Below are 19,104 nucleotides of genomic sequence, written 5' to 3' on the forward strand. Positions count from 1 at the left end.
AACTCCGAGACCCTGAGCCCGGCGTGCACCAGGGCATGCAGCCCGAGGGCGGCCGCGTCCTCACTCTCGAAGCCGACGAGCAATCCCCCGCGGTCGGCACCGAGCGACTCCAGGGGGATGCCGAGAGTCTGCGCCACCTGCCACGAGTCCGCGTTCTGCCGTGCGGCATCCGCTCCGACCAATCGCACCCGCCACGCGCGCCCCGCCGCCTGCGCCGGAGCGGCGTCGACGACCGACCCGGCCACGAGGAACACAGCGTCGTCGACGACCTCTTCCAGCTCCGAGAGGATGTGGCTGGAGATCAGGACGGTACGCCCCTCTGCGGCGAATCGTCGCAGCAGGACACGAAGCTGGATCCGCGCCTCCGGGTCGAGACCGGACGCAGGTTCGTCGAGCAGGAGCACCTGCGGATCGTGCACGAGCGCACGGGCGAGTCCGAGCTTCTGCTTCTGCCCGCGGGAGAGCACCTTCGCCGGAGAGTCGGCGAGAGCACCGAGATCCACCAGTTCGAGCAGCTGCGACGCCTTGGCCGACGCCTCCTGCGGCGGGATGCCGTAGAGCCGCGCCGTCGTCGTGATCGTCTCGCGTGCGGTGAGCGAGGGCCAGGCCCCGAGGGAGTCCGGCATCCATCCGAGCATCCGTCGCGCCGCGAGCGGGTCTTCCGAGGGGTCCACCCCGCCGATGCGGATGGAGCCGGCATCGGGAGCCAGCAGAGACGCGAGCATGAGCAGCAGCGTCGTCTTGCCTGCGCCGTTGGGGCCCACGAGTCCGGTCACCCGCCCCGGTTCTGCCCGTAATGTCGCGGCTCGCACCGCGTGGACGCTCCCGAAGGATCTGCTGACGCTGTCGACGATGATTCCGGTCATGCGGTCAGTCTGGCATCGACACCGACCCGAGTCCGCGAGGCCGAAGCGGATCCTCGGCGAACAGGCAGATGCTCAGGCGTCGGTGGGAGAATCGTGTCGTGCGCACGATCCTGAACATCATCTGGCTCATCTTCGCCGGACTCGGCCTCTTCCTCGGCTACATGCTCGCGGGCATCCTGCTGTGCATCCCGATCGTGACGATTCCGTGGGCGATCGCGTCGTTCCGCATCGCGCGCTATGCGATCTGGCCGTTCGGTCGCGAGATCGTCAGCAAGCCCACCTCAGGAGTCGGCTCGTTCCTGGGCAACGTCCTCTGGGTGATCCTGGCCGGGTGGTGGCTCGCCATCGGCCACATCGTGTCGGGCCTCCTGCTCTGCGTCACGATCATCGGCATTCCGATGGGCATCGCCGACTTCAAGATGGTCCCGGTCTCGCTGATGCCGCTCGGCAAGGAGATCGTGCCGCGACGCGGCGCGTTCGACCGCACCCTCTGACGGATCCGCGCGACCGACCTAGACTGGCCGCGATGGATGCCGACCGCCTGATCGCCTGGGACGCCGAGCTCCGCCGGGCCCACACCCGTCTTCGCGCGGCCCTGGAGGCGACGAGAGCGGCCATCGACGAGGGCGACGATGCCCCGGACGCCGCCTCCGACCTCGCGCTGTTCTGCATCGGCTTCTGCTCCGCCCTCGATGGGCACCACCGGAGCGAGGACCGGAAGCTGTTCCCGGCGCTGCGCGAGGAGCACCCCGAGTTGGGGGATGTCATCGACAAGCTGATGCAGGACCATTCCATGCTCTCGAATCTGCTCGGCGGGCTGCGCACCGCCGTCGAGGTCGGCGAGAGCGCCGGCGCGATCGAGCGGCATCTCGACGGCATCGCCGCGATCATGGAATCCCACTTCCGCTTCGAGGAGCGCGAGATCCTGGCACCGCTGCGCGCGCTGCACCTCGACCGTGCAGTGGCCGAGGTTCTCGGCCCGCTCTGAGAAGTCGGCTCAGTCGCGGAAGAAGCCGACGCCGAGATCCGGATGGTCGACGAACACGCCGTCCACTCCGGTGCGCGCGATCACGCCCCACTCCGCCTCGTAGTCGCCGTAGGCGCTCTTGCCCCCGCCTGCACGGAACTCCGCAGCCAGGAACCTGTTCTCGGGACGACATGTCCACGTGAAGACCGTGAGCCCCCTGGCATGGGCGTCGGCGACGATCGTGTTGCCTTTCGCCAGCAGCATCCGCTTGTCGACGCTGATGCCGTCGACGACCCGAGCCCAGCTGTCGAGGCCCTCGGAGGTGACGGCCTCCTTGTAGGTCTGCCCCTTCGATCCGTGCGCGACGAAGAGATCGTACGGCCGCCCGGCGGCTTCGATGAGGTAGACGTACGATGCCGCGACACCCAGGTCCTTGAGCTGCGCGAGCACCGTGGACTCGAAGGACTCGACGATCAGCGGCAGCTCGCCGTCCGCCCAGCCGGCCGTACGCAGATCCCGGGCGATCAGCGGCGCGAGGTCGAGACCGATGCTCGCGAAGTAGGTGGCGTGCTTGACCTCCAGCACGACGCCGATCTCGCGCCCGTACTCGGCGGACCCCTCTCGCACGATGTCGAGCACGTCGATGAGACGCAGGATCGCCTGCGACCCGTCGAAGCTCGCACTCGACGCGCGCACGTCGGGCAGCCGCTCGCGACTGTGCAGCGTCGCGAGCTCGTCCCACGTGAAGTCCTCGGTGAACCACCCTGTCAGGGCCTCACCGTCGACCCGTTTGGTCGTCTTGCGATCGGCGAACTTCGGATGCTCCGCGACATCGGTCGTGCCGGAGATCTCGTTCTCGTGCCGCACGACGAGCACGCCGTCCTTCGTCGCCACGACATCGGGTTCGACCGCATCCACGCCCATCGCGAGCGCCAGCTCGTAGGAGGAGCGACTGTGTTCGGGACGGTAACCGGGCGCACCGCGGTGCCCGATCACGAGAGGCGATTTCCTGGGCACGCTCTCAGCGTAGGACACCCTGATGAACCCGCATTCCGGCTATCGTTGAGGAAAGAGACCTACAACCCACTTTGGAGTGAGGCCCACATGAGCAACTTCGCCTTCAACAACCCGGCGTTCCAGCAGCAGGATCCGCGGAATGTCGCGACCTACCCGGGCGCGCCGCAGGGCGCTCAGGGGGCACAGGCAGCATCGTTCCAGCACGGCACCATGGACGCCGCTGCGAACGCGCAGCTGGAGGGCATGTACGCCGCTCCGCCCGCCGGCGCCATCGAGACCGACCGCATGTCCGTCGAGGACACCGTCTGGAAGACCGCCGGACTCTTCGGAATCCTGCTCGTCACCGCAGCCGTCGGCTGGTTCCTGACACTCGGCGGCGTCGCCGCCCCTGAGCAGAACCCGTACAACCAGTTCCAGCCGAACCTGCTGCCGTGGATCGTCGGTGCGCTCGGTGGTTTCGTGCTCGCGATGGTCATCTCGTTCACCTCGCGCAAGAAGGTGCGCCCCGCGCTGATCTTCGCGTACGCGGCGTTCGAGGGTCTGTTCATCGGAGGCATCTCGGCGTTCTTCGAGGTCCTCTACCCCGGCATCGTCTTCCAGGCCACTCTCGCCACCGTCTCGGTGGTCGGTGTGACCCTGGCGCTCTTCGCGAGCGGCAAGATCCGCGCGTCGAAGAAGGCCACCAAGATCTTCATGATCGCGATGGTCGGCTACCTCGTGTTCTCGCTGCTCAACGTGGTCCTCACCTGGACCGGCGTCCTCGGCGAAGGCGCAGCCTTCGGCCTGCTCAGCAAGGTCGAGATCCTCGGCATCCCGCTCGGCCTCATCATCGGCGTGCTCGTCGTCATCATGGCCGCGTACTCGCTGGTGCTCGACTTCGACCAGATCCAGCAGGGCGTGCGCAACGGCGCTCCCCGCAAGTACGGCTGGCTCGGCGCCTTCGGCATCATGGTCACGGTCGTCTGGCTGTACGTCGAGATCCTGCGCATCATCGCGATCGCCCGCGGCAACAACTGACCTACGGTCGCTCGAAGAGGCCCGTCTCCTGTCGGAGGCGGGCCTCTTCGCACACCTGGAGGTCTCGGCGCAAGGGGTTGGCTGATAATCGGCTGGGAGGGCACAGTGGATCACACGAGCCCTGGCACCCCGGGGCTCACGAAACAAAGGAGCTGAACATGAGCTTTCTCGGATTCCTTCTTCTCGGCCTGATCGCCGGAGCCATCGCGAAGCTGATCCTTCCCGGCAAGCAGGGCGGCGGATGGTTCATCACCCTCCTGCTCGGCGTCGTGGGCGCACTGCTCGGAGGATGGCTCGGAAGCCTGATCCTGAACCGTCCCCTCACGGAGTTCTGGGACCTGGGCACGTGGCTCCTCGCCATCGGCGGCTCGATCATCGTGCTGCTGATCTACGGCCTCGTCGTCAACCGCGGCAGCAAGGCCCGCAGCTGACCACATCGCGCATCGCGCGATGAACAGAACCGCCCTCGTCGGAAGCGCTGCTTCGGACGAGGGCGGTTCTTCGTGCGTCTGCCGTCAGCGCTCCGCGGCCTTGGCCTCGAGAAGCGCGCGTTCACGATCATTGCCGGCGAGAGCAGCTGCCACGGCGAACTCGCTGCGGGCCTCCTCATCGCGGCCGAGACGCAGGAGCAGCTCGCCTCGTGTCGCCGGCAGCAGGTGGTAACCGGCCAAAGCGCCGGATGCCGAGAGCTGATCGATGATGCGCAGTGCGGATGCCGGGCCGGTCGCCATCGCCACGGCCGCCGCCCGATTGAGCTCGACGACCGGCGACGGCGCGATGCGTCCGAGCGCTTCGTACAGCAGGACGATGCGCTCCCAGTCGGTCTCGTCGACGGATGCCGCGAGCGCATGGCACTCCGCGATCGCCGCCTGCAGGCCGTAGTGGCCGCGACCGGAGCCGAGCGCATCCGCGGTCGCCAGCGCGGCGCGCCCTCGTGCGATGCGGCTGCGATCCCAGCGGCGTCGGTCCTGGTCGGCGAGCAGCACCGGTTCTCCGTGCTTGTCGACGCGAGCGGGGAACCGGGCGGCGGTCAGCTCCATGAGCGCGAGGAGGCTGTGCGCGTCGCGTTCTCGGGGCATCAGCGCCGCGAGAACACGGGTGAGCCGGATCGCCTCGAGACTCAGCTCCGGGCGCATCCACTCCGGACCGCTGCTGGCCGCATGGCCCTCGTTGAAGATCAGGTACAGCACGCCCAGGATCGCGCCGAGCCTCGCCGCATGCTCATCGCGGGACGGCATCTCGAAGGGCACATGCGCGGCGGCGAGGGTCTTCTTCGCACGGACGATGCGCTGCTGCACCGTGGCCGTCGGCACGAGGAACGCCCGAGCGATCTCCTCACTCGACAGACCACCCACCACCCGCAGGGTCAGCGCCACCTGCGCCTCCCGCGAGAGCACAGGGTGGCACGAGATGAAGATCAGCCGGAGCACGTCGTCGTCGACGGCATCCGGGTCCCAGGGAGGCGCGTCCGCGGCCTCAGCCTGCTCGCGCTCCAGGTCGTGCGCGATCACCGCCATCCGCTCGTCCAGCCGCTCACGGCGCCGCCAGCCGTCGATCGCCTTGCGCTTCGCGACGGCCGTCAGCCACGCCGCGCCGTTGCGCGGGACGCCCTCGGTCGGCCACTGCCTCAGGGCATCGAGCAAAGCCTCCTGCGCGAGGTCCTCCGCGAGGCTGAAGTCGCCGACCACCCGGGTGAGGGTCGCGACGATCTTCGCCGACTCGATGCGCCACACCGCGGCGACGGCCCTCCGCACACTCTCGTCGCGTGCGGAGGGGGCCGTCTCGCTGAGTGCCCGGTCGGTCATCTCACTGCTGAGCTCGACGCGCCTCTTCCTCTTCGCGCCAGCCCTTCTCCTTCTCGATCCACTCGTTGTCGGCCGGGAAGTCGGACTCGTCGGTCACGCGTCGCACCTCGAGGAACGAACCCTTGCCGAGCGGCGCCCGGCTGGCCCACTCCGCCGCCTCTTCACGACTGGACACCTCGAGGATCCAGAAGCCGTTGAACAGCTCCTTCGTCTCTCCGTAGGGGCCGTCGGTGATGAGGGGCGTCTCGGCGCTGAAGTCGACGACGAAGCCCTCGGCGGCGTCGCTGAGCCCCTCGCCCGCCGCCAGCACGCCGGCCTTGATCATCGACTCGTTGTAGGCGCCCATGGCCGCGATGACCTCTTCGAACGGCATCTCCTTGTACGCCTCGACCGCTTCGTCGTTCGAGCGCATGATCAGCATGTACTTCATGATGTTCTCCTCAGTGATCGGGGCCGTTTCTCGACCCTCTCAATGAAGACGTCGAACGGGAAAGACCCGGATCGACATCCTCGACGAAATCTCTGGAACTTTCTGCGAACGGGGTCAGCCGAGTTCGTCGATCGCCGCCCGGATCGCGTCGGCGGAAGCCCGCAGCAGGCTCAGCTCATGCTCGTTCATGGGCGTCTCCGCCAGGGGCACCGCACCCGCAGCCCCCACGACCGAGGGCACCGACAGCGCCACACCGTCGATGCCGTACTCGCCGTCGAGCACCGTCGCGACGGGAAGCACCGCCCGCTCGTCGCGCAGCACCGCCTCGGCGATGCGGGCGCAGCTGACACCGATCGCGAGGTTGGTGGCGCCCTTGCCACGGATGACCGCGTAGGCGGCATCCCGCACTTCGATCGCGATGCGGTCGAGCTCCTCGGTGGTGAAGGGCTCGTCGGCGGGCCAGTCGAGGATCGGCACGGAGCCGATCGTCGCGTTCGACCAGAGCGGGAACTCGGTGTCGCCGTGCTCGCCCACGATGTCGGCGTGCACGCTCGCCGTGCTCACGTTCGCCCGATGCGCGAGACGCCAGCGCAGCCGCGACGTGTCGAGCACAGTACCCGACCCGAACACCCGATGCGGCGGAAGACCCGAGACGCGCTGTGCGACGACCGTCATCACGTCGGCCGGGTTCGTGACGATGATGAACACCGCGTCAGGAGCGCGCTCGACCAGCTGCGGCATGAGGGTCTGGAGCAGATGAGCATTGATTCCCGAGAGCTCCATGCGAGTCTGGCCGGGCTGCTGTTTCGCACCGGCCGTCACGACGATCACATCGCTGCCGTCGACCACGGAGAGGTCGGACCCTCCGCTCACCGCGGCAGAGGTGAACTGCGTGCCGTGCGCGAGGTCGAGCACCTCGGCATCCACCTTGTCGGTCGCGATGTCGTAGAGCGCGACCTCGGCTGCACTCCCCCGGATCAGCGCCGCATACGCGACGCTCACCCCCACACTGCCCGCACCGATAACCGTGATCTTCGTCCGCGCCTTGGTCATACGCTCATCCTGCCCGAAATACCGCGAACGGGCACGGACCGTGATGGTCCATGCCCGTTCGATGTCACCGGAGCGTACGCAGAGCGCTCACTCCCACTCGATGGTCCCCGGCGGCTTCGACGTCACGTCGAGCACGACGCGGTTGACGTCGCGGACGCCGTTGGTGATGCGGTTCGAGATCTTCGACAGCACGTCGTAGGGCAGGCGCGTCCAGTCGGCGGTCATGGCGTCTTCGCTCGACACCGGACGCAGCACGATCGGGTGCCCGTAGGTGCGACCGTCGCCCTGCACACCCACCGAGCGGACGTCGGCGAGCAGCACGACGGGGCACTGCCAGATCTCCTGGTCGAGGCCGGCCCTGGTGAGTTCCTCACGCGCGATGGCGTCGGCCTCGCGCAGGATCTCGAGACGGTCCTGCGTGACCTCGCCGATGATGCGGATGCCGAGTCCCGGTCCCGGGAAGGGCTGGCGGCCGACGATCGCCTCGGGGATGCCGAGCTCGCGGCCGATCGCTCGGACCTCGTCCTTGAACAGGGCGCGCAGCGGCTCGATGAGCTCGAAGTCGAGGTCGTCGGGAAGACCGCCCACGTTGTGGTGCGACTTGATGTTCGCCGTACCCGCACCGCCGCCCGATTCGACGACGTCGGGGTAGAGCGTGCCCTGCACGAGGAACTTGACCGGCGCACCGCCCGAGGCCTTGGCCTCGGCGACGAGGTCGAGCTGCACCTTCTCGAACGCGCGGATGAACTCGCGCCCGATGATCTTGCGCTTCTCCTCGGGATCGGTCACGCCCTGGAGGTGACCGAGGAAGGTGTCGGCCGCGTCGACCGTGATCAGACGGACGCCGGTGGACTCTACGTAGTCCTTCTCGACCTGCTCGCGCTCTCCCTTGCGGAGCAGCCCGTGGTCGACGAACACCGCGGTGAGCTGGTCGCCGATGGCCTTGTGCACGAGAGCAGTCGAGACGGCGGAGTCGACGCCGCCCGAGAGGGCGGAGATGACACGGGCGTCACCGACCTGCTCGCGGATGCGCTCGATCTGCTCGGCGATCACGTTGCCGCTGTTCCAATCGGACGCGAGGCCCGCGCCCTTGTGCAGGAAGTTCTCGAGCACCTGCTGGCCGTGATCGGAGTGCTTGACCTCGGGGTGCCACTGCACGCCGTAGAAGCCGCGCTCCTCGTTCGCGAACGCCGCGACCTTGGTGGCGTCGGTCGTGGCGAGCACGTCGAAGCCCTCGGGAGCCTTGGCGACCTGGTCGCCGTGGCTCATCCACACGTTCTGCTCGGCAGGCTGGCCGCCGAGCAGCGTGCCGCCGTCGCCGGAGATCACGGCATCCGTGGCGCCGTACTCGCGGAGGCCGGTGTTCGCGACCTCGCCGCCGAGCGTCTGCGCCATGTACTGGAAGCCGTAGCAGATTCCCAGGGTGGGAACCCCGAGCTCGAAGACCGCGGGGTCGAGGCGCGGAGCGCCCTCCTCGTACACCGACGAGGGACCACCCGAGAGGATGATCGCGACCGGGTTCTTCTCGGCGATCTCGGCGGCCGTGGCGGTGTGCGGCACGATCTCGCTGTAGACACCCGCCTCACGCACGCGGCGGGCGATCAGCTGCGCGTACTGCGCGCCGAAGTCGACGACGAGCGCAGGGCGCTGCTGGGTCTCGGACTGTTCGGTCACCGGACACCTTCCGTGGCAGGGGCGGAGGCCTCGGCGGCCTCGCGAGTGGAGAGATAGGTCTTGACCTCGCGCGCCACGATCGCCTCCATGAAGAAGGAGAGCAGCGGAACGATACCGCCGAGGGCGAGCAGGATGAATCGCGGGAACGGCCAGCGCATGAGACTCCATACGCGGAAGCACGCGAAGAGGTACACCACGTAGAACCAGCCGTGCGCGACCAGGATGAACAGCGACAGGTTGACGCCGTCTCCGAGAGAGGTCATCTCGCACGAGTTCGTCCACGGAGCGAAGAGCGACCACCATTGGCAGTCGGGGCCGGCGAGCACCCCGGCGAACCAGAGGGGTCCGCCTGAGCCTCCCGCGAAGAGTTCGAGGTGGATCGGCGTGTACTTGAGCACCATCTCGGCGAGCAGCAGGAGCAGCATGACTCCGGTGATGATCGACGCGATCTGGTAGAACTTCAGCGCACCGCGGATCGCCGGAAAGCTGGCGACTTTCGGTTCGGGCATGACACCAGTCTAGCCGGGGAGAATCCGCGTCGATTCCGGCTCAGGACGCCGACGGGCGGGCCACGAGAAGCTCGCCGTGACCGCTCGCCTCGAGCGCTCCCGCGGCGTGGGGAACGAGAAGGGCGGCCCCGGCCGAGGACAGCTCGCCGTCGATCGCGATGCGACCCTCGCTCACGACCACGATCGAGAATCCCGGTTCGATGACGACGGAGCCGTCGACCGGGATGCGTTCGAGCCGGAAGTACTCGTCGGCGGCAGCGGGGAAGGCGGATCCGGATGCGGGAGCCGTGCTCACGAGCGTCGAGATCTCGACGTCCGATCGCCCCCGCCGGTTCACCGCGGCGAGCGCGAGATCGAAGCCGAGCCCGAGATGGCCGAGCGCGGCACCGTCGATCGCGAAGTCCTCCCACTCGAGCAGGATCGACAGGTCTTCGGGCTGCTGCAGTTCGAGAAGCAGGATGCCGGCGCCGATCGCGTGCAGCTCACCCGGCGGCACCCAGACGACGTCGCCTTCGGCCACCGCGATCTCGTGCAGCAGACCGAGCAGCGCGGTGACGTCCTGCCGCGTCACGAGGTCGGCGAGCACAGAGGCGTCCACGTCCTCCTTCAGGCCGACGTGCACCGTGCCGCCCTGCAGGATGTACCAGGCCTCGGCCTTGCCGTGCGCCCGCCCGAGGTGCCTCGCAGCGAAGTCGTCGTGCGGGTGCGCGTGCACGGGCAGCCGCTGTCCGGCATCCAGCAGCTTCACCAGAAGTCTCGTGTCGGCACCCCACCGTGCGACGTGTTCGTCACCCAGCCAGGCGATCGGATCCTGCTCGATCGCGTCGCGCAGCACACGCCCGTCGGGAAGCGTGGTGAGCCCCAGCGCGGGCTCGCCGTTGACGGTGGTCGTCGAACCGATCCAGTCCTCCGGTTCGCGGGGCGCGGTGCCCTCTTCGCCGCGGAAGGCGCTGATGCGCGCGCCACCCCGGTAGAAGCGCTCAGCCGGACGGTTGGACGGCAGCAGGATGGGGTTCACACGCTCTCCTTCGATCGCACGACACCGGCGAGGAATCCGCCGACGAACGTGTCTCCGAGGCCGACGGTGGTCGGGGTCGCGACGTCGAGCGAGAACGCCGCGACGCCGACGGCGCCGGGCAGGGCCTCCTCGACGGCGGCGACGAGGGATTCTCCTCCCCCGTGCCGGGGCATCGTGTCGGTGACGTCAACATCGGCGGCTGTCAGCCCGTCGCCGACGCGATACCGCGTGGCGGCGACGCGCACGGCGCTCTCGAGCGCGGCGCGGTGCCGACCGGCACCCGGCCCTGTCGCGATCGCCCAGTAACGGGTGTGGACGACCAGCGCTCGCGCGGGCATGATCGTGTGGACCTCGCGAAGGGCCCGGATCACGTCGCCTCTGTCGAGAAGGTTCACCGCCCGACCGAGGTACTCCTGCAACTCGTCCTCGTTCATGCCGTAGACGTCGATGCGCGGCAGCAGCCGTGCGCGCACGGTGTCCGCGAAGTCGCGCGTGTAGAAGCCGGCATCCTCGTAGTAGACGAGCGCGTCGCCGGGAAGGCTCTGCATCGCCCGCTGCACGTCGGCGAGTCGCAGCTCGAGCAGGTCGTGATCCTGCATGGTGTTGAACCCCGAGACGAGGAACACCCCGGCGTCAGCCAGGGTCGCGGGCAGATCCTCCGAGAGCAGCATCCGCCGGTTCGGCGGGTCGTTCGCGAAGATCAGCCGATTGGGCGCTGGCGAAAGGACGTCGCCGTCGGTGAGCCGCACGTGCGCACCGACCGGGTACTGCACGATGAGATGCGGATCGAGGGTGTCCTCGGTCGCCGAGCAGATGTACGAGATCGCGCCGGGGAGCAGCCGACGCACGTTGTCGTCGATGCTCACGAGGTGCTGCACGCTGGGGATGCCGAGGGCGTCGAGGACGAGCCCCGCGCGCACCCCGGTTCCCCCGAGCGTGATCTCGTACGCGAAGTGCGAGACGAAGTCCTCGATGACGTCAGACGAAGCCACGAATCGCTCCGCTCCGGTTCCCGAGGCGACGAATGCGAGGACCGCCACCAGCAGCGAGCGTTCGTCGGTGATCGGCGCCGTGGTCGTCAGCTCGTGCCGCCGCACGCCGTGGGCGTGCGCGAGCCTGTCGAACACCGACGAATCCCACATGAGCTCATAGTCGACGGTGCCGCCGAGTCCGAGCACGAGCGTTCTGTCCACGTCGCCGATCATCCTCCGATTGTCCGCAGATCAGTACAGCGTCGCCTTGCCGTCTGCGCCGAACAGGTCGATCTTCTCCGCAGCAGTGGCCTTCATGGCCTCGAGCGCCGCCGGCTGGATCGCGTTCGGCTCGCGCAGACGACGGTCGGTGCCGAGCACCTCGCGCATGCGGTCGTGGTACGAGACCTTGATGTCGCTGGAGATGTTGATCTTGTTGACGCCCAGCTCGACCGCGCGGCGCAGCTCGGCGTCCGGGTTCGACGACCCGCCGTGCAGCACGAGCGGGATGCCGACTGCCGCCTTGATCTCCTCGAGCAGGTCATGACGAAGCTCGGGGTTCTTGTCGCTCGGGTACAGGCCGTGCGAGGTGCCGATCGCGATCGCGAGGCTGTCGACCCCGGTCTCCTCGACGAAGCGCACCGCGTCGGCGGGGTTCGTGTAGATGATCTCGGCCGCGCCGGACTCGCCGTAGCTGTCGTTCGCGCCGATCGTGCCGAGCTCGCCCTCCACCTGGATCCCCACGGCATGCGCGGCGTCGACGACCTTGCGGGTCAGCGCCACGTTCTCGTCGAACGGCAGCAGGGACGCGTCGATCATGACCGAGGTGAAGCCCGCCTTGATCGCGGTGATGATCTGCTCGTAGCTGCCGCCGTGGTCCCAGTGGATGGCGACGGGCACGCTCGAGCGGTGTGCTCGGGAGTGCATCGCGACGATCAGGTCGGTGGTGATGTGCGACACCTCGTCGGGGTGGATGGCGATGATGACCGGGGCCGACTTCTCTTCGCTGACATCCATGATGCCGTTGAACATCGCCCAGTCGCTGATGTTGAACGCCGGGATGGCGAAGTTGTTCTCGTTGGCGACATCGAGGATGGATTTGCCGGTGTAGAGCACGTGATTCTCCTGTTTTCGTGGTGGTCGGGGATCCGTCGGCGCGACGTCAGCTCTTCACGGACCCCGCCGTGAGACCGCTGATGAAGTACCGCTGGAAGAAGAGGAAGAGGATGAGCACGGGGATGGAGCCGAGCACGCTCATCGCCATGATCTGGTTCCACTCGTACGAGTGCTGGCCCATGAGCAGCTGGATGCCGATGGGCACCGTGCGCATGTCGATCGTGCGGGTGAGCGTCAGCGCGAACAGGTACTCGTTCCACGCGATCATGAAGGTGTAGATGCCGACCGACACGATGCCGGGGATCGAGATGGGCACCAGGATGCGCCACAGGGCGGTCATGGACCCGGCACCGTCGACTCGGACGGCCTCGTCGAGCTCCTTCGGAAGGGTGTTGAAGTAGCCGGTCATCATGATGATCGCGTAGGGCAGCGTGAACACCATGTAGGTGAGGATCAGCCCGAGGTACGAGTTGTAGAGACCGAGGGCGACCATCAACCCGAAATACGGGATCAGTAGCGTGATCGGCGGCACGGCCTGCACGCTGACGATCACGACGTTCAGGATGCGCTTGCCGCGGAAGTCGAAGCGGCTGAACGCGTAGGCCGCCTGGATCGCGACGAGCAGGGTCAGGATCGTGACGGAGCCGGCGACGACGTAGCTGTTCAGGAAGAACCGCATCGTCTCGGGGTTCGTGAAGATCGCGATGTACGCATCGAAAGAGAACGTGTCGGTGACCAGTCGGGGCGGCAGCTCGAAGATCTGGGTGTTCGACTTGAACGAGCTCGAGAGCATCCAGAGCACGGGGCCCGCGGCGAACACGGCACCGAGGATGAGGCCGATCATGACGCCGGTCTTGGCGACGCGACGCTGGTTCTGAACCGTGAGAGCCATGATCAGTCCCTCGCTTTCTGGTGACGGACGTAGAAGACGGCGAGCACCATCGACATGAGCAGGACCAGCACGGCGGAGGTCGCCGCGAGCGAGAAGTCGTACTTGGCGAAGGCGAGCTTGTACGTGAAGGTGCTGAGCACCTCGGTCACGTCGATCGGTCCGCCGCCGGTGGTCATCCAGATCAGGGCGAACTGCTGCGAGGTCCAGATCAGATCGAGGAGCACGAGGCTGACGATGATCGGCCGCAGCTGCGGGATGGTGACGTTCCAGAACCTCTGGATGGCCCCCGCGCCGTCGACTGTGGCGGCCTCGTTCAGCTCGTTCGGGATGCCCTGGAGGCCGGCCAGCAGACTCACCATGAAGAAGGGGTAGCCGGCCCAGATGTTGATGAAGATGATCGTTCCGAGCGCGAGCTGCGGTGACGCGAGCCACTCGATGTCGGTGTTGAGCAGGAAGTTCACGACGCCGTTCGGGGCGAGGAGCATCCGCCACAGCACGGCGATCACCGCCACGGTGAACAGCCACGGCAGCACGTACAGTGCCCGGAAGAAGGAGCGCGAGAACCGGCCGAGCAGCGGGCTGTTGAGCATCATCGCGAAGGCGAGTCCGAGCACCAGGTGCGCGACCACACTCGTCACCGTGAAGAGGATCGTGTTGCCGGTCGCCTTCCAGAAGCGCGGGTCGCCCAGGATCTCGACGTAGTTGCCGATGCCGACGAACTCAGGCGACTTGTTCAGGATCACGTTGTCCTGGAACGAGTACCCGATCACCATGACGATCGGAACGATCATCAGGACGAACAGCAGGATGATCGTCGGCGAGAGGAAGGCGTACGACTCGGTGGTCTTGCGCAGCTGCCGCCTGCGCCGGGACATCGGGACCCCGGTGACGATCACCTCGGTGTCGTCGACTGTTCTCAGACTCATGGGAAGCATGGCTCCTTGGTTGGTCGGGTGCCGCATCGCATCGGGAGCGATGCGGCACCCCGTTCATTCGGGAAGCGGGTGATCAGAACTCCGCTTTCCAGCTCTCCTGCGCCTTCTTGAGCGCGTCGTCGATCGACTGCTGACCGTCGAAGGCCGACTGCAGCTGCTCGCCGAGCTGCCGCATCAGTTCCTCCGCCACGGGCAGTCCGGTGAACTCGTTCGCCGGGTATCCCGCCTGGTAGATCTCGAACGCCTGCTTGAACAGCTCGTCATCCTCGACGAATCCGGGAACCGACTTCGAATTGCCGGGGAAGGCATTCGCCATCGTCGAGAGCTCCGAGTTGGTCTGCTCGCTCATCAGGAACTCGACCAGCTTGAACGCGGCCTCCTTGTGCTCCGAGTTCTCGGCGACGCCGATGCCCCAGGATGCGTAGGGGATGCCGCGCTCGCCGTCGTAGCCGTCTTCGGCGGGAAGCGCCGAGATCGAGAAGGTCAGGTCGGGGTTCGTCTCGCGGATCAGGTTGATGTGCGCGAGCGAGTCGATCATCATGCCCACGCGACCGTTGGTGAACTCCTCGACCTTGTCCTGCTCCTTCATGGTGAAGGAACCGGAGGCGATCGAGCCGTCGTCCCACATGCCGCCGATGAAGTCGACCGCCGAGGTGACGTCGTCGTTCGTCAGGTCGGGCTGGCCGTCGTCGAGCATCGAGCCGCCGGATGCCCACACCCACGACATGACGTCGTTCTGCACGCCGTTCGGCGCCTCGAGCGAGAGCGGGAGGACCCAGCCCGAGACGTCGCCGCCGAGTGCCGAGACCTTCGATGCCGCATCCGCGAACTCGGTGCGGGTGGCGGGCGGGGCGGTGACGCCCGCGTCCGCCAGCAGGGTGTCGTTCGTGAACATCGGGTAGACGAAGTTCACGACCGGGATCATGTAGGTGCTGCCGTCGACCTGGATCTGGCTCGCCAGCTCGCTGTCGTCGTAGTCGTACTCCTCCATGAGAGCCGTGAGATCGGAGATCACACCCTGCGACGCGAAGTCGTTGACCCACGCGCCGTCGAGTCCGACGACATCCGGCATGGTGCCGGATGCGGCTCCTGCGAACAGCTGCTCCTTGGTCGATGCGTACGGTCCGCTGACGAGCTTGACCGTGATGCCCGGGTTGGCGTCTTCGAACTCGTCGATGAGCGCCCGGAACTCACCGTCGGGGAGCTCGGGCTCCCACCACTGCGCGAACTCGATGGTGACGTCTCCGCCATCGGATCCATCGGTTCCGCTGTCGCCTGCCGCGCACCCCGCCACGGCCAGGACTGTCACGGCTGCTGTCGCTGCGCCGGCGAGCTTCAGAATGCGTCGCCCTCGCCCCACTGTGATCATCACTTCTCCTCTTCGAGATCGTGCCGCACAGCGCTTCTATGCTCGTTCGTGCGGTTTTGAGCCATGTTATGCCGACATTTGCAGGAACGTCAAGCATTTACCTCGAGAAACCGTCCTCGGCGACGGCCGACTCTCGCTCGCGTCCCGAAATCCCGCGGTCGGGCAGGCGGCTGGACCGCAACTCCGGTACCGATTTATGCCGAAGTCTGCCGATTTTTCATTCGGCTGTGCTAGAGATGAGTGCATGGAAGCAACCGCACCGTCGCCGAAGCGCCGACTCCCCGCGGGCCGCAAGGCCGATCTCGCCGCCTTTGTCGAACAGGTCGGCGAAGTGACCGTCGGTGGTCTCGCAGAGCACTTCCGCGTCTCGATCGACACCATCCGTCGCGACCTCGACCAGCTCGATCGCGAAGGTGTGGTCGTTCGAACCCACGGCGGCGCGGTCAGCGCCGAAGCACAGCTCAAGGACCGGGCGCTCGACGTGCGTCTGCGGATGCAGACCGAGGAGAAGGAGAAGATCGCCCGTCTCGCCGCCGGGTTGATCGACGACGGTGCTGTCGTCATGCTCAACGCCGGCACGACCACTCTCGCCCTCGCGCGTGCACTGCGCAATCACCGCGACCTCACGATCGCGACGAACAACCTGCGGATCCCCGCCGAGATCTCGCCGTCGGTGTTCCGCGACCTCTACGTGTTCGGCGGAGCGGTGCGCGCCATCACGCAGGCGACCACCGGACCCGTCACCTTCACGATGACCCCGGGCGGACCCGAGGTCGACATCCGATGCGACCTGGCGCTGATCGCCGTCGGGGCGATCGACGCAGCCGGATTCTCGACCTCCAACATGGGAGACGCCAACATGATGGCCGAGATGATCCATCGTGCCGAGCGCACCGCCATCCTCGCCGACTCGTCGAAGGTCGGGCGACGGCTGTTCGCGCAGGTGGCGACCCTCGATCGTGCTGACTACCTGGTCACCGACGCCGCCCCCGACCCCGAGTTCGCCGCGGCGCTCGCGCAGGCCGAGGTCGAGGTCGTCAGCCCCTGACACTGCGTGTTCAGGGGCTGACGACGGACGCGAGACCGTGCAGTCGTCTCGCGTGATGTGACGTCGCTCAGACGGCGTCGAGATCCGTCTCGAGCAGAGCCGCGAGCTCGTCGAGCACCTGCTCCGCACCATCGGCCTCGGAGCGCAGGGTGACGGTCGTCCCCTTCGAAGCGCCCAGGCCCATGAGGGCCAGGATGCTTCCCGCGTTCAGTTCCGCTCCACCGCCGGCCGAGATCGTGACGGGGATGCCCTTCTCCTGCACCGCTGCCACGAACAGCTTCGCCGGACGAGCGTGCAGGCCGGAGCCGCTCGCGATGATCGCCTGTCGTTCTGCCATTTCGATCTCTCTCCTTCGTTTCGTTTCTTCTCGTTCGTATGCCGACGCGAGTTTCGCGCCGGTGGTCAGGCCGCCGCAGCGGCGAGGGATGCGTCGCTCGAGGTCTTCGACCGCGCGAAGCGCTTCAGGCCGATCACTGCGAACGCACTGACGAGGGTTCCCGCCACCAGCGCGAGCAGGAAGCCCCAGATGGGATCGATCGCGAAGAAGACGAAGATGCCGCCGTGCGGGGCCAGCGACTGCACCGACAGCGCCATGCTCAGCGCACCGGTCACCGCACCGCCGAGCATCGAGGCGGGGATCACGCGCAGCGGGTCGGCCGCGGCGAAGGGAATCGCACCCTCGCTGATGAACGAGGCGCCCAGGAGCCACGCCGCGACACCGTTCTCGCGCTCGACGGGAGTGAAGAGACGGCGGTCGAGCACGGTCGACGCGAGAGCCATCGCGAGCGGAGGAACCATTCCCGCGCACATCACGGCGGCCATGATGAGGTACGGGGTGGGGTTCTCGGTCGAGGCCGAGGCGAGTCCCGCCGTCGCGAACGCGTATGCCACCTTGTTGACCGGGCCCCCGAGATCGAAGCACATCATGAGACCCAGGATCACGCCCACCAGGACGATTCCGGAGGTGCCGGCGAGACCCGTCAGCCACTCGTTCAGCACGAGCATCAGCCAGGCGATGGGACGACCGAGGAACAGCAGCATCAGGCCGGATGCCGCCAGCGATGCGAGGAGCGGGATGATGACGACCGGCATGAGGCCCCGCAGCCACCGTGGTGCGTCGATGCGACCGATGGCCCATGCGACCGTTCCGGCGAGAAGACCTCCGACGATGCCGCCGATGAAGCCGGCGTTCATGAGCACCGCGACGGCGCCCGCGACGAAGCCGGGCGCGATACCGGGCCGGTCCGCGATCGCGAAGGCGATGTAGCCCGAGAGAGCAGAGACCAGGAACCCCATCGAGGTCGCGCCGATCACGAACAGCACCGATCCGATGTACTGGCCGAGCCCACCCGCAGGCAGATCCCACAGCGCGTTCTCGAGGATCACGGTGAACGCCTGGTTGTCGGCGTTCACCTCGTAGCCGCCGAACAGGAAGCCGAGGGCGATGAGCAGACCGCCACCCGCGACGAAGGGGATCATGTAACTCACGCCGGTGAGCAGGATGCGCTGGATCCTGCGGCCCAGCGACTGCGGCGCGGCCGTGGACGAGGCACCGGATGCGGAAGACGCCGCCGATCCCGAGACCTTCGCAGCCGCAGGGTCGGCCGCGGCGGCGATCGCCTCGGCGATGAGCTGCTTCGGTTCCTCGATGCCGCGCTTCACGCCCGAGCGCACGACCGGCTTCCCGGCGAAGCGCTCCTGTTCGCGCACGTCGACGTCGACCGCGAAGATCACGGCATCCGCCTGGTCGATCACGCTCTGCGGCAGCGCCTTGTATCCGCTCGAGCCCTGTGGTTCGACGACGAGGTCGACCCCCTGCTCGCGGCCGGCCGCGGTGAGCGCATCGGCCGCCATGAAGGTGTGGGCGATGCCGGTGGCACACGCGGTGACCGCGACGATCCTGGCGCGCGACCCTGCTTCTCTCGCGGACGATGTGGACTCGGTGGCCGGCTGTGTGTCGGGTGCGTCGGCCGGAGAGTCGGCAGCGGGCTCATCCGCGATCGCGGCATCGACGATGCGCACCACCTCGTCAGCCGAACCGGCAGCACGCAGGGCCCCAGTGAACTCCTCCTGCATGAGGCTGCGAGCGAGCTTCGAGAGCATCGCGAGGTGCGCTTCCGCTGCAGTGTCGGGCGCCGCGATGAGGAAGACCAGGTCGGCGGGACCGTCCGGCGCGCCGAAGTCGACGCCGGGGGTGAGCCGCGCGAAGGCCAGGCTGGGGATCGTCACCGAGGCGCTCTTCGCGTGCGGGATCGCGATTCCGCCCGGAAGGCCGGTCTCGTCCTTCTCTTCGCGCGCCCAGGCATCCGCGAAGAGGCCCTCGCCGCTGCTGGCACGGCCCTGCGCGGCGACCCGCTCTGCGAGAGCGCGGATGACCGCGGCCTTGTCGGTGCCGAGCGGCGCGTCGATGCTGACGA

20 protein-coding genes are annotated in these 19,104 nt (G+C 67.4%); 5 read left to right on the forward strand and 15 right to left on the reverse strand.

Translation table 11 applies throughout. The features are described from left to right. Positions 1-866: ABC transporter ATP-binding protein (locus RTM68_RS09925; RefSeq protein WP_312170472.1), on the reverse strand; the 866-nt coding region annotated here is incomplete at its 3' end. 98 nt (positions 867-964) lie between these two features. On the opposite strand from RTM68_RS09925, the gene RTM68_RS09930 reads away from it, so the two are divergent. Beyond that, entirely contained in the window at positions 965-1,360 is a 396-nt protein-coding gene (locus RTM68_RS09930; RefSeq protein ID WP_312170474.1) for a YccF domain-containing protein, read from the forward strand. A 32-nt stretch (positions 1,361-1,392) separates the two neighbouring features. Then, on the forward strand, positions 1,393-1,854 hold the full coding sequence (locus RTM68_RS09935) for a hemerythrin domain-containing protein (protein ID WP_312170476.1): 462 nt from the start codon (positions 1,393-1,395) through the stop codon (positions 1,852-1,854). 9 nt (positions 1,855-1,863) lie between these two features. Here the strand turns inward: RTM68_RS09935 and RTM68_RS09940 are convergent, their stop codons facing one another. Continuing rightward, the gene (locus RTM68_RS09940) at positions 1,864-2,850 is read right to left on the reverse strand and encodes a glycerophosphodiester phosphodiesterase family protein (RefSeq protein WP_312170478.1); all 987 of its coding nucleotides are present in this window, start codon (positions 2,848-2,850) and stop codon (positions 1,864-1,866) included. An 87-nt stretch (positions 2,851-2,937) separates the two neighbouring features. Between RTM68_RS09940 and RTM68_RS09945 the strand changes: the two genes are divergently transcribed. Further along, complete coding sequence (locus RTM68_RS09945; RefSeq protein WP_312170480.1) at positions 2,938-3,867, forward strand: Bax inhibitor-1/YccA family protein; 930 nt, start codon at positions 2,938-2,940, stop codon at positions 3,865-3,867. Between the two features lie 158 nt (positions 3,868-4,025). Continuing rightward, positions 4,026-4,298 (forward strand): GlsB/YeaQ/YmgE family stress response membrane protein, encoded by a 273-nt coding sequence (locus RTM68_RS09950; protein ID WP_210097234.1) that lies wholly within the window; start codon positions 4,026-4,028, stop codon positions 4,296-4,298. Between the two features lie 84 nt (positions 4,299-4,382). On the opposite strand, the gene RTM68_RS09955 is transcribed toward RTM68_RS09950, so the two are convergent. The 11 genes from RTM68_RS09955 to RTM68_RS10005 all read right to left on the reverse strand — a co-directional run bounded on the left by RTM68_RS09955 (position 4,383) and on the right by RTM68_RS10005 (position 15,639). Next, positions 4,383-5,672 carry an RNA polymerase sigma factor gene (locus RTM68_RS09955; RefSeq protein WP_312170484.1) on the reverse strand — a complete coding sequence of 430 codons (1,290 nt, stop codon included), beginning with the start codon at positions 5,670-5,672 and terminating at the stop codon, positions 4,383-4,385. A gap of 1 nt (position 5,673) precedes the next feature. Continuing rightward, on the reverse strand, positions 5,674-6,102 hold the full coding sequence (locus RTM68_RS09960) for a YciI family protein (RefSeq protein ID WP_210097230.1): 429 nt from the start codon (positions 6,100-6,102) through the stop codon (positions 5,674-5,676). Between the two features lie 114 nt (positions 6,103-6,216). After that, positions 6,217-7,155, reverse strand: coding sequence for an L-lactate dehydrogenase (locus tag RTM68_RS09965; RefSeq protein ID WP_312170486.1), 939 nt, complete (start codon positions 7,153-7,155; stop codon positions 6,217-6,219). 87 nt (positions 7,156-7,242) lie between these two features. Beyond that, positions 7,243-8,829 carry a glutamine-hydrolyzing GMP synthase gene (gene guaA, locus RTM68_RS09970; RefSeq protein ID WP_312170488.1) on the reverse strand — a complete coding sequence of 529 codons (1,587 nt, stop codon included), beginning with the start codon at positions 8,827-8,829 and terminating at the stop codon, positions 7,243-7,245. Next, positions 8,826-9,338, reverse strand: coding sequence for a DUF3817 domain-containing protein (locus RTM68_RS09975; RefSeq protein WP_312170489.1), 513 nt, complete (start codon positions 9,336-9,338; stop codon positions 8,826-8,828). The genes guaA and RTM68_RS09975 overlap by 4 nt, the downstream gene beginning before the upstream one ends. A gap of 40 nt (positions 9,339-9,378) precedes the next feature. Further along, a complete protein-coding gene (locus RTM68_RS09980; protein WP_312170491.1) occupies positions 9,379-10,356 on the reverse strand; it encodes a carbohydrate kinase in 978 nt (325 codons plus the stop codon). Further along, the gene (locus tag RTM68_RS09985) at positions 10,353-11,549 is read right to left on the reverse strand and encodes an ADP-dependent glucokinase/phosphofructokinase (RefSeq protein ID WP_312170493.1); all 1,197 of its coding nucleotides are present in this window, start codon (positions 11,547-11,549) and stop codon (positions 10,353-10,355) included. The genes RTM68_RS09980 and RTM68_RS09985 overlap by 4 nt, the downstream gene beginning before the upstream one ends. Before the next feature lie 30 nt (positions 11,550-11,579). Continuing rightward, complete coding sequence (locus tag RTM68_RS09990; protein ID WP_194764572.1) at positions 11,580-12,443, reverse strand: ketose-bisphosphate aldolase; 864 nt, start codon at positions 12,441-12,443, stop codon at positions 11,580-11,582. Between the two features lie 46 nt (positions 12,444-12,489). Further along, entirely contained in the window at positions 12,490-13,335 is an 846-nt protein-coding gene (locus RTM68_RS09995) for a carbohydrate ABC transporter permease (RefSeq protein ID WP_194764573.1), read from the reverse strand. Between the two features lie 2 nt (positions 13,336-13,337). Then, positions 13,338-14,261 carry a carbohydrate ABC transporter permease gene (locus RTM68_RS10000; RefSeq protein WP_194764574.1) on the reverse strand — a complete coding sequence of 308 codons (924 nt, stop codon included), beginning with the start codon at positions 14,259-14,261 and terminating at the stop codon, positions 13,338-13,340. 82 nt (positions 14,262-14,343) lie between these two features. After that, complete coding sequence (locus tag RTM68_RS10005; RefSeq protein ID WP_312170494.1) at positions 14,344-15,639, reverse strand: sugar ABC transporter substrate-binding protein; 1,296 nt, start codon at positions 15,637-15,639, stop codon at positions 14,344-14,346. Positions 15,640-15,883: 244 nt separating this feature from the next. On the opposite strand from RTM68_RS10005, the gene RTM68_RS10010 reads away from it, so the two are divergent. Further along, a complete protein-coding gene (locus tag RTM68_RS10010; protein ID WP_312170496.1) occupies positions 15,884-16,687 on the forward strand; it encodes a DeoR/GlpR family DNA-binding transcription regulator in 804 nt (267 codons plus the stop codon). A 67-nt stretch (positions 16,688-16,754) separates the two neighbouring features. On the opposite strand, the gene RTM68_RS10015 is transcribed toward RTM68_RS10010, so the two are convergent. Both RTM68_RS10015 and RTM68_RS10020 read right to left on the reverse strand, forming a co-directional pair. After that, positions 16,755-17,024, reverse strand: coding sequence for an HPr family phosphocarrier protein (locus tag RTM68_RS10015; RefSeq protein WP_312170498.1), 270 nt, complete (start codon positions 17,022-17,024; stop codon positions 16,755-16,757). Positions 17,025-17,089: 65 nt separating this feature from the next. Then, on the reverse strand, positions 17,090-19,104 hold a 2,015-nt coding region (locus RTM68_RS10020; RefSeq protein WP_312170499.1), incomplete at its 5' end, for a fructose-specific PTS transporter subunit EIIC.

The sequence above is a fragment of the Microbacterium sp. genome (assembly GCF_031988965.1).
Taxonomy (GTDB): domain Bacteria; phylum Actinomycetota; class Actinomycetes; order Actinomycetales; family Microbacteriaceae; genus Microbacterium.

Coding starts and splice junctions, on each gene's coding strand:
- RTM68_RS09935 (WP_312170476.1), top strand. CDS start 1,393: ATGGATGCCGACCGCCTGATCGCCTGGGACGCCGAGCTCCGCCGGGCC.
- RTM68_RS09945 (WP_312170480.1), top strand. CDS start 2,938: ATGAGCAACTTCGCCTTCAACAACCCGGCGTTCCAGCAGCAGGATCCG.
- RTM68_RS09950 (WP_210097234.1), top strand. CDS start 4,026: ATGAGCTTTCTCGGATTCCTTCTTCTCGGCCTGATCGCCGGAGCCATC.
- RTM68_RS09955 (WP_312170484.1), bottom strand. CDS start 5,672: ATGACCGACCGGGCACTCAGCGAGACGGCCCCCTCCGCACGCGACGAG.
- RTM68_RS09960 (WP_210097230.1), bottom strand. CDS start 6,102: ATGAAGTACATGCTGATCATGCGCTCGAACGACGAAGCGGTCGAGGCG.
- RTM68_RS09965 (WP_312170486.1), bottom strand. CDS start 7,155: ATGACCAAGGCGCGGACGAAGATCACGGTTATCGGTGCGGGCAGTGTG.
- RTM68_RS09975 (WP_312170489.1), bottom strand. CDS start 9,338: ATGCCCGAACCGAAAGTCGCCAGCTTTCCGGCGATCCGCGGTGCGCTG.
- RTM68_RS09995 (WP_194764573.1), bottom strand. CDS start 13,335: ATGGCTCTCACGGTTCAGAACCAGCGTCGCGTCGCCAAGACCGGCGTC.
- RTM68_RS10000 (WP_194764574.1), bottom strand. CDS start 14,261: ATGAGTCTGAGAACAGTCGACGACACCGAGGTGATCGTCACCGGGGTC.
- RTM68_RS10005 (WP_312170494.1), bottom strand. CDS start 15,639: ATGATCACAGTGGGGCGAGGGCGACGCATTCTGAAGCTCGCCGGCGCA.
- RTM68_RS10010 (WP_312170496.1), top strand. CDS start 15,884: ATGGAAGCAACCGCACCGTCGCCGAAGCGCCGACTCCCCGCGGGCCGC.
- RTM68_RS10015 (WP_312170498.1), bottom strand. CDS start 17,024: ATGGCAGAACGACAGGCGATCATCGCGAGCGGCTCCGGCCTGCACGCT.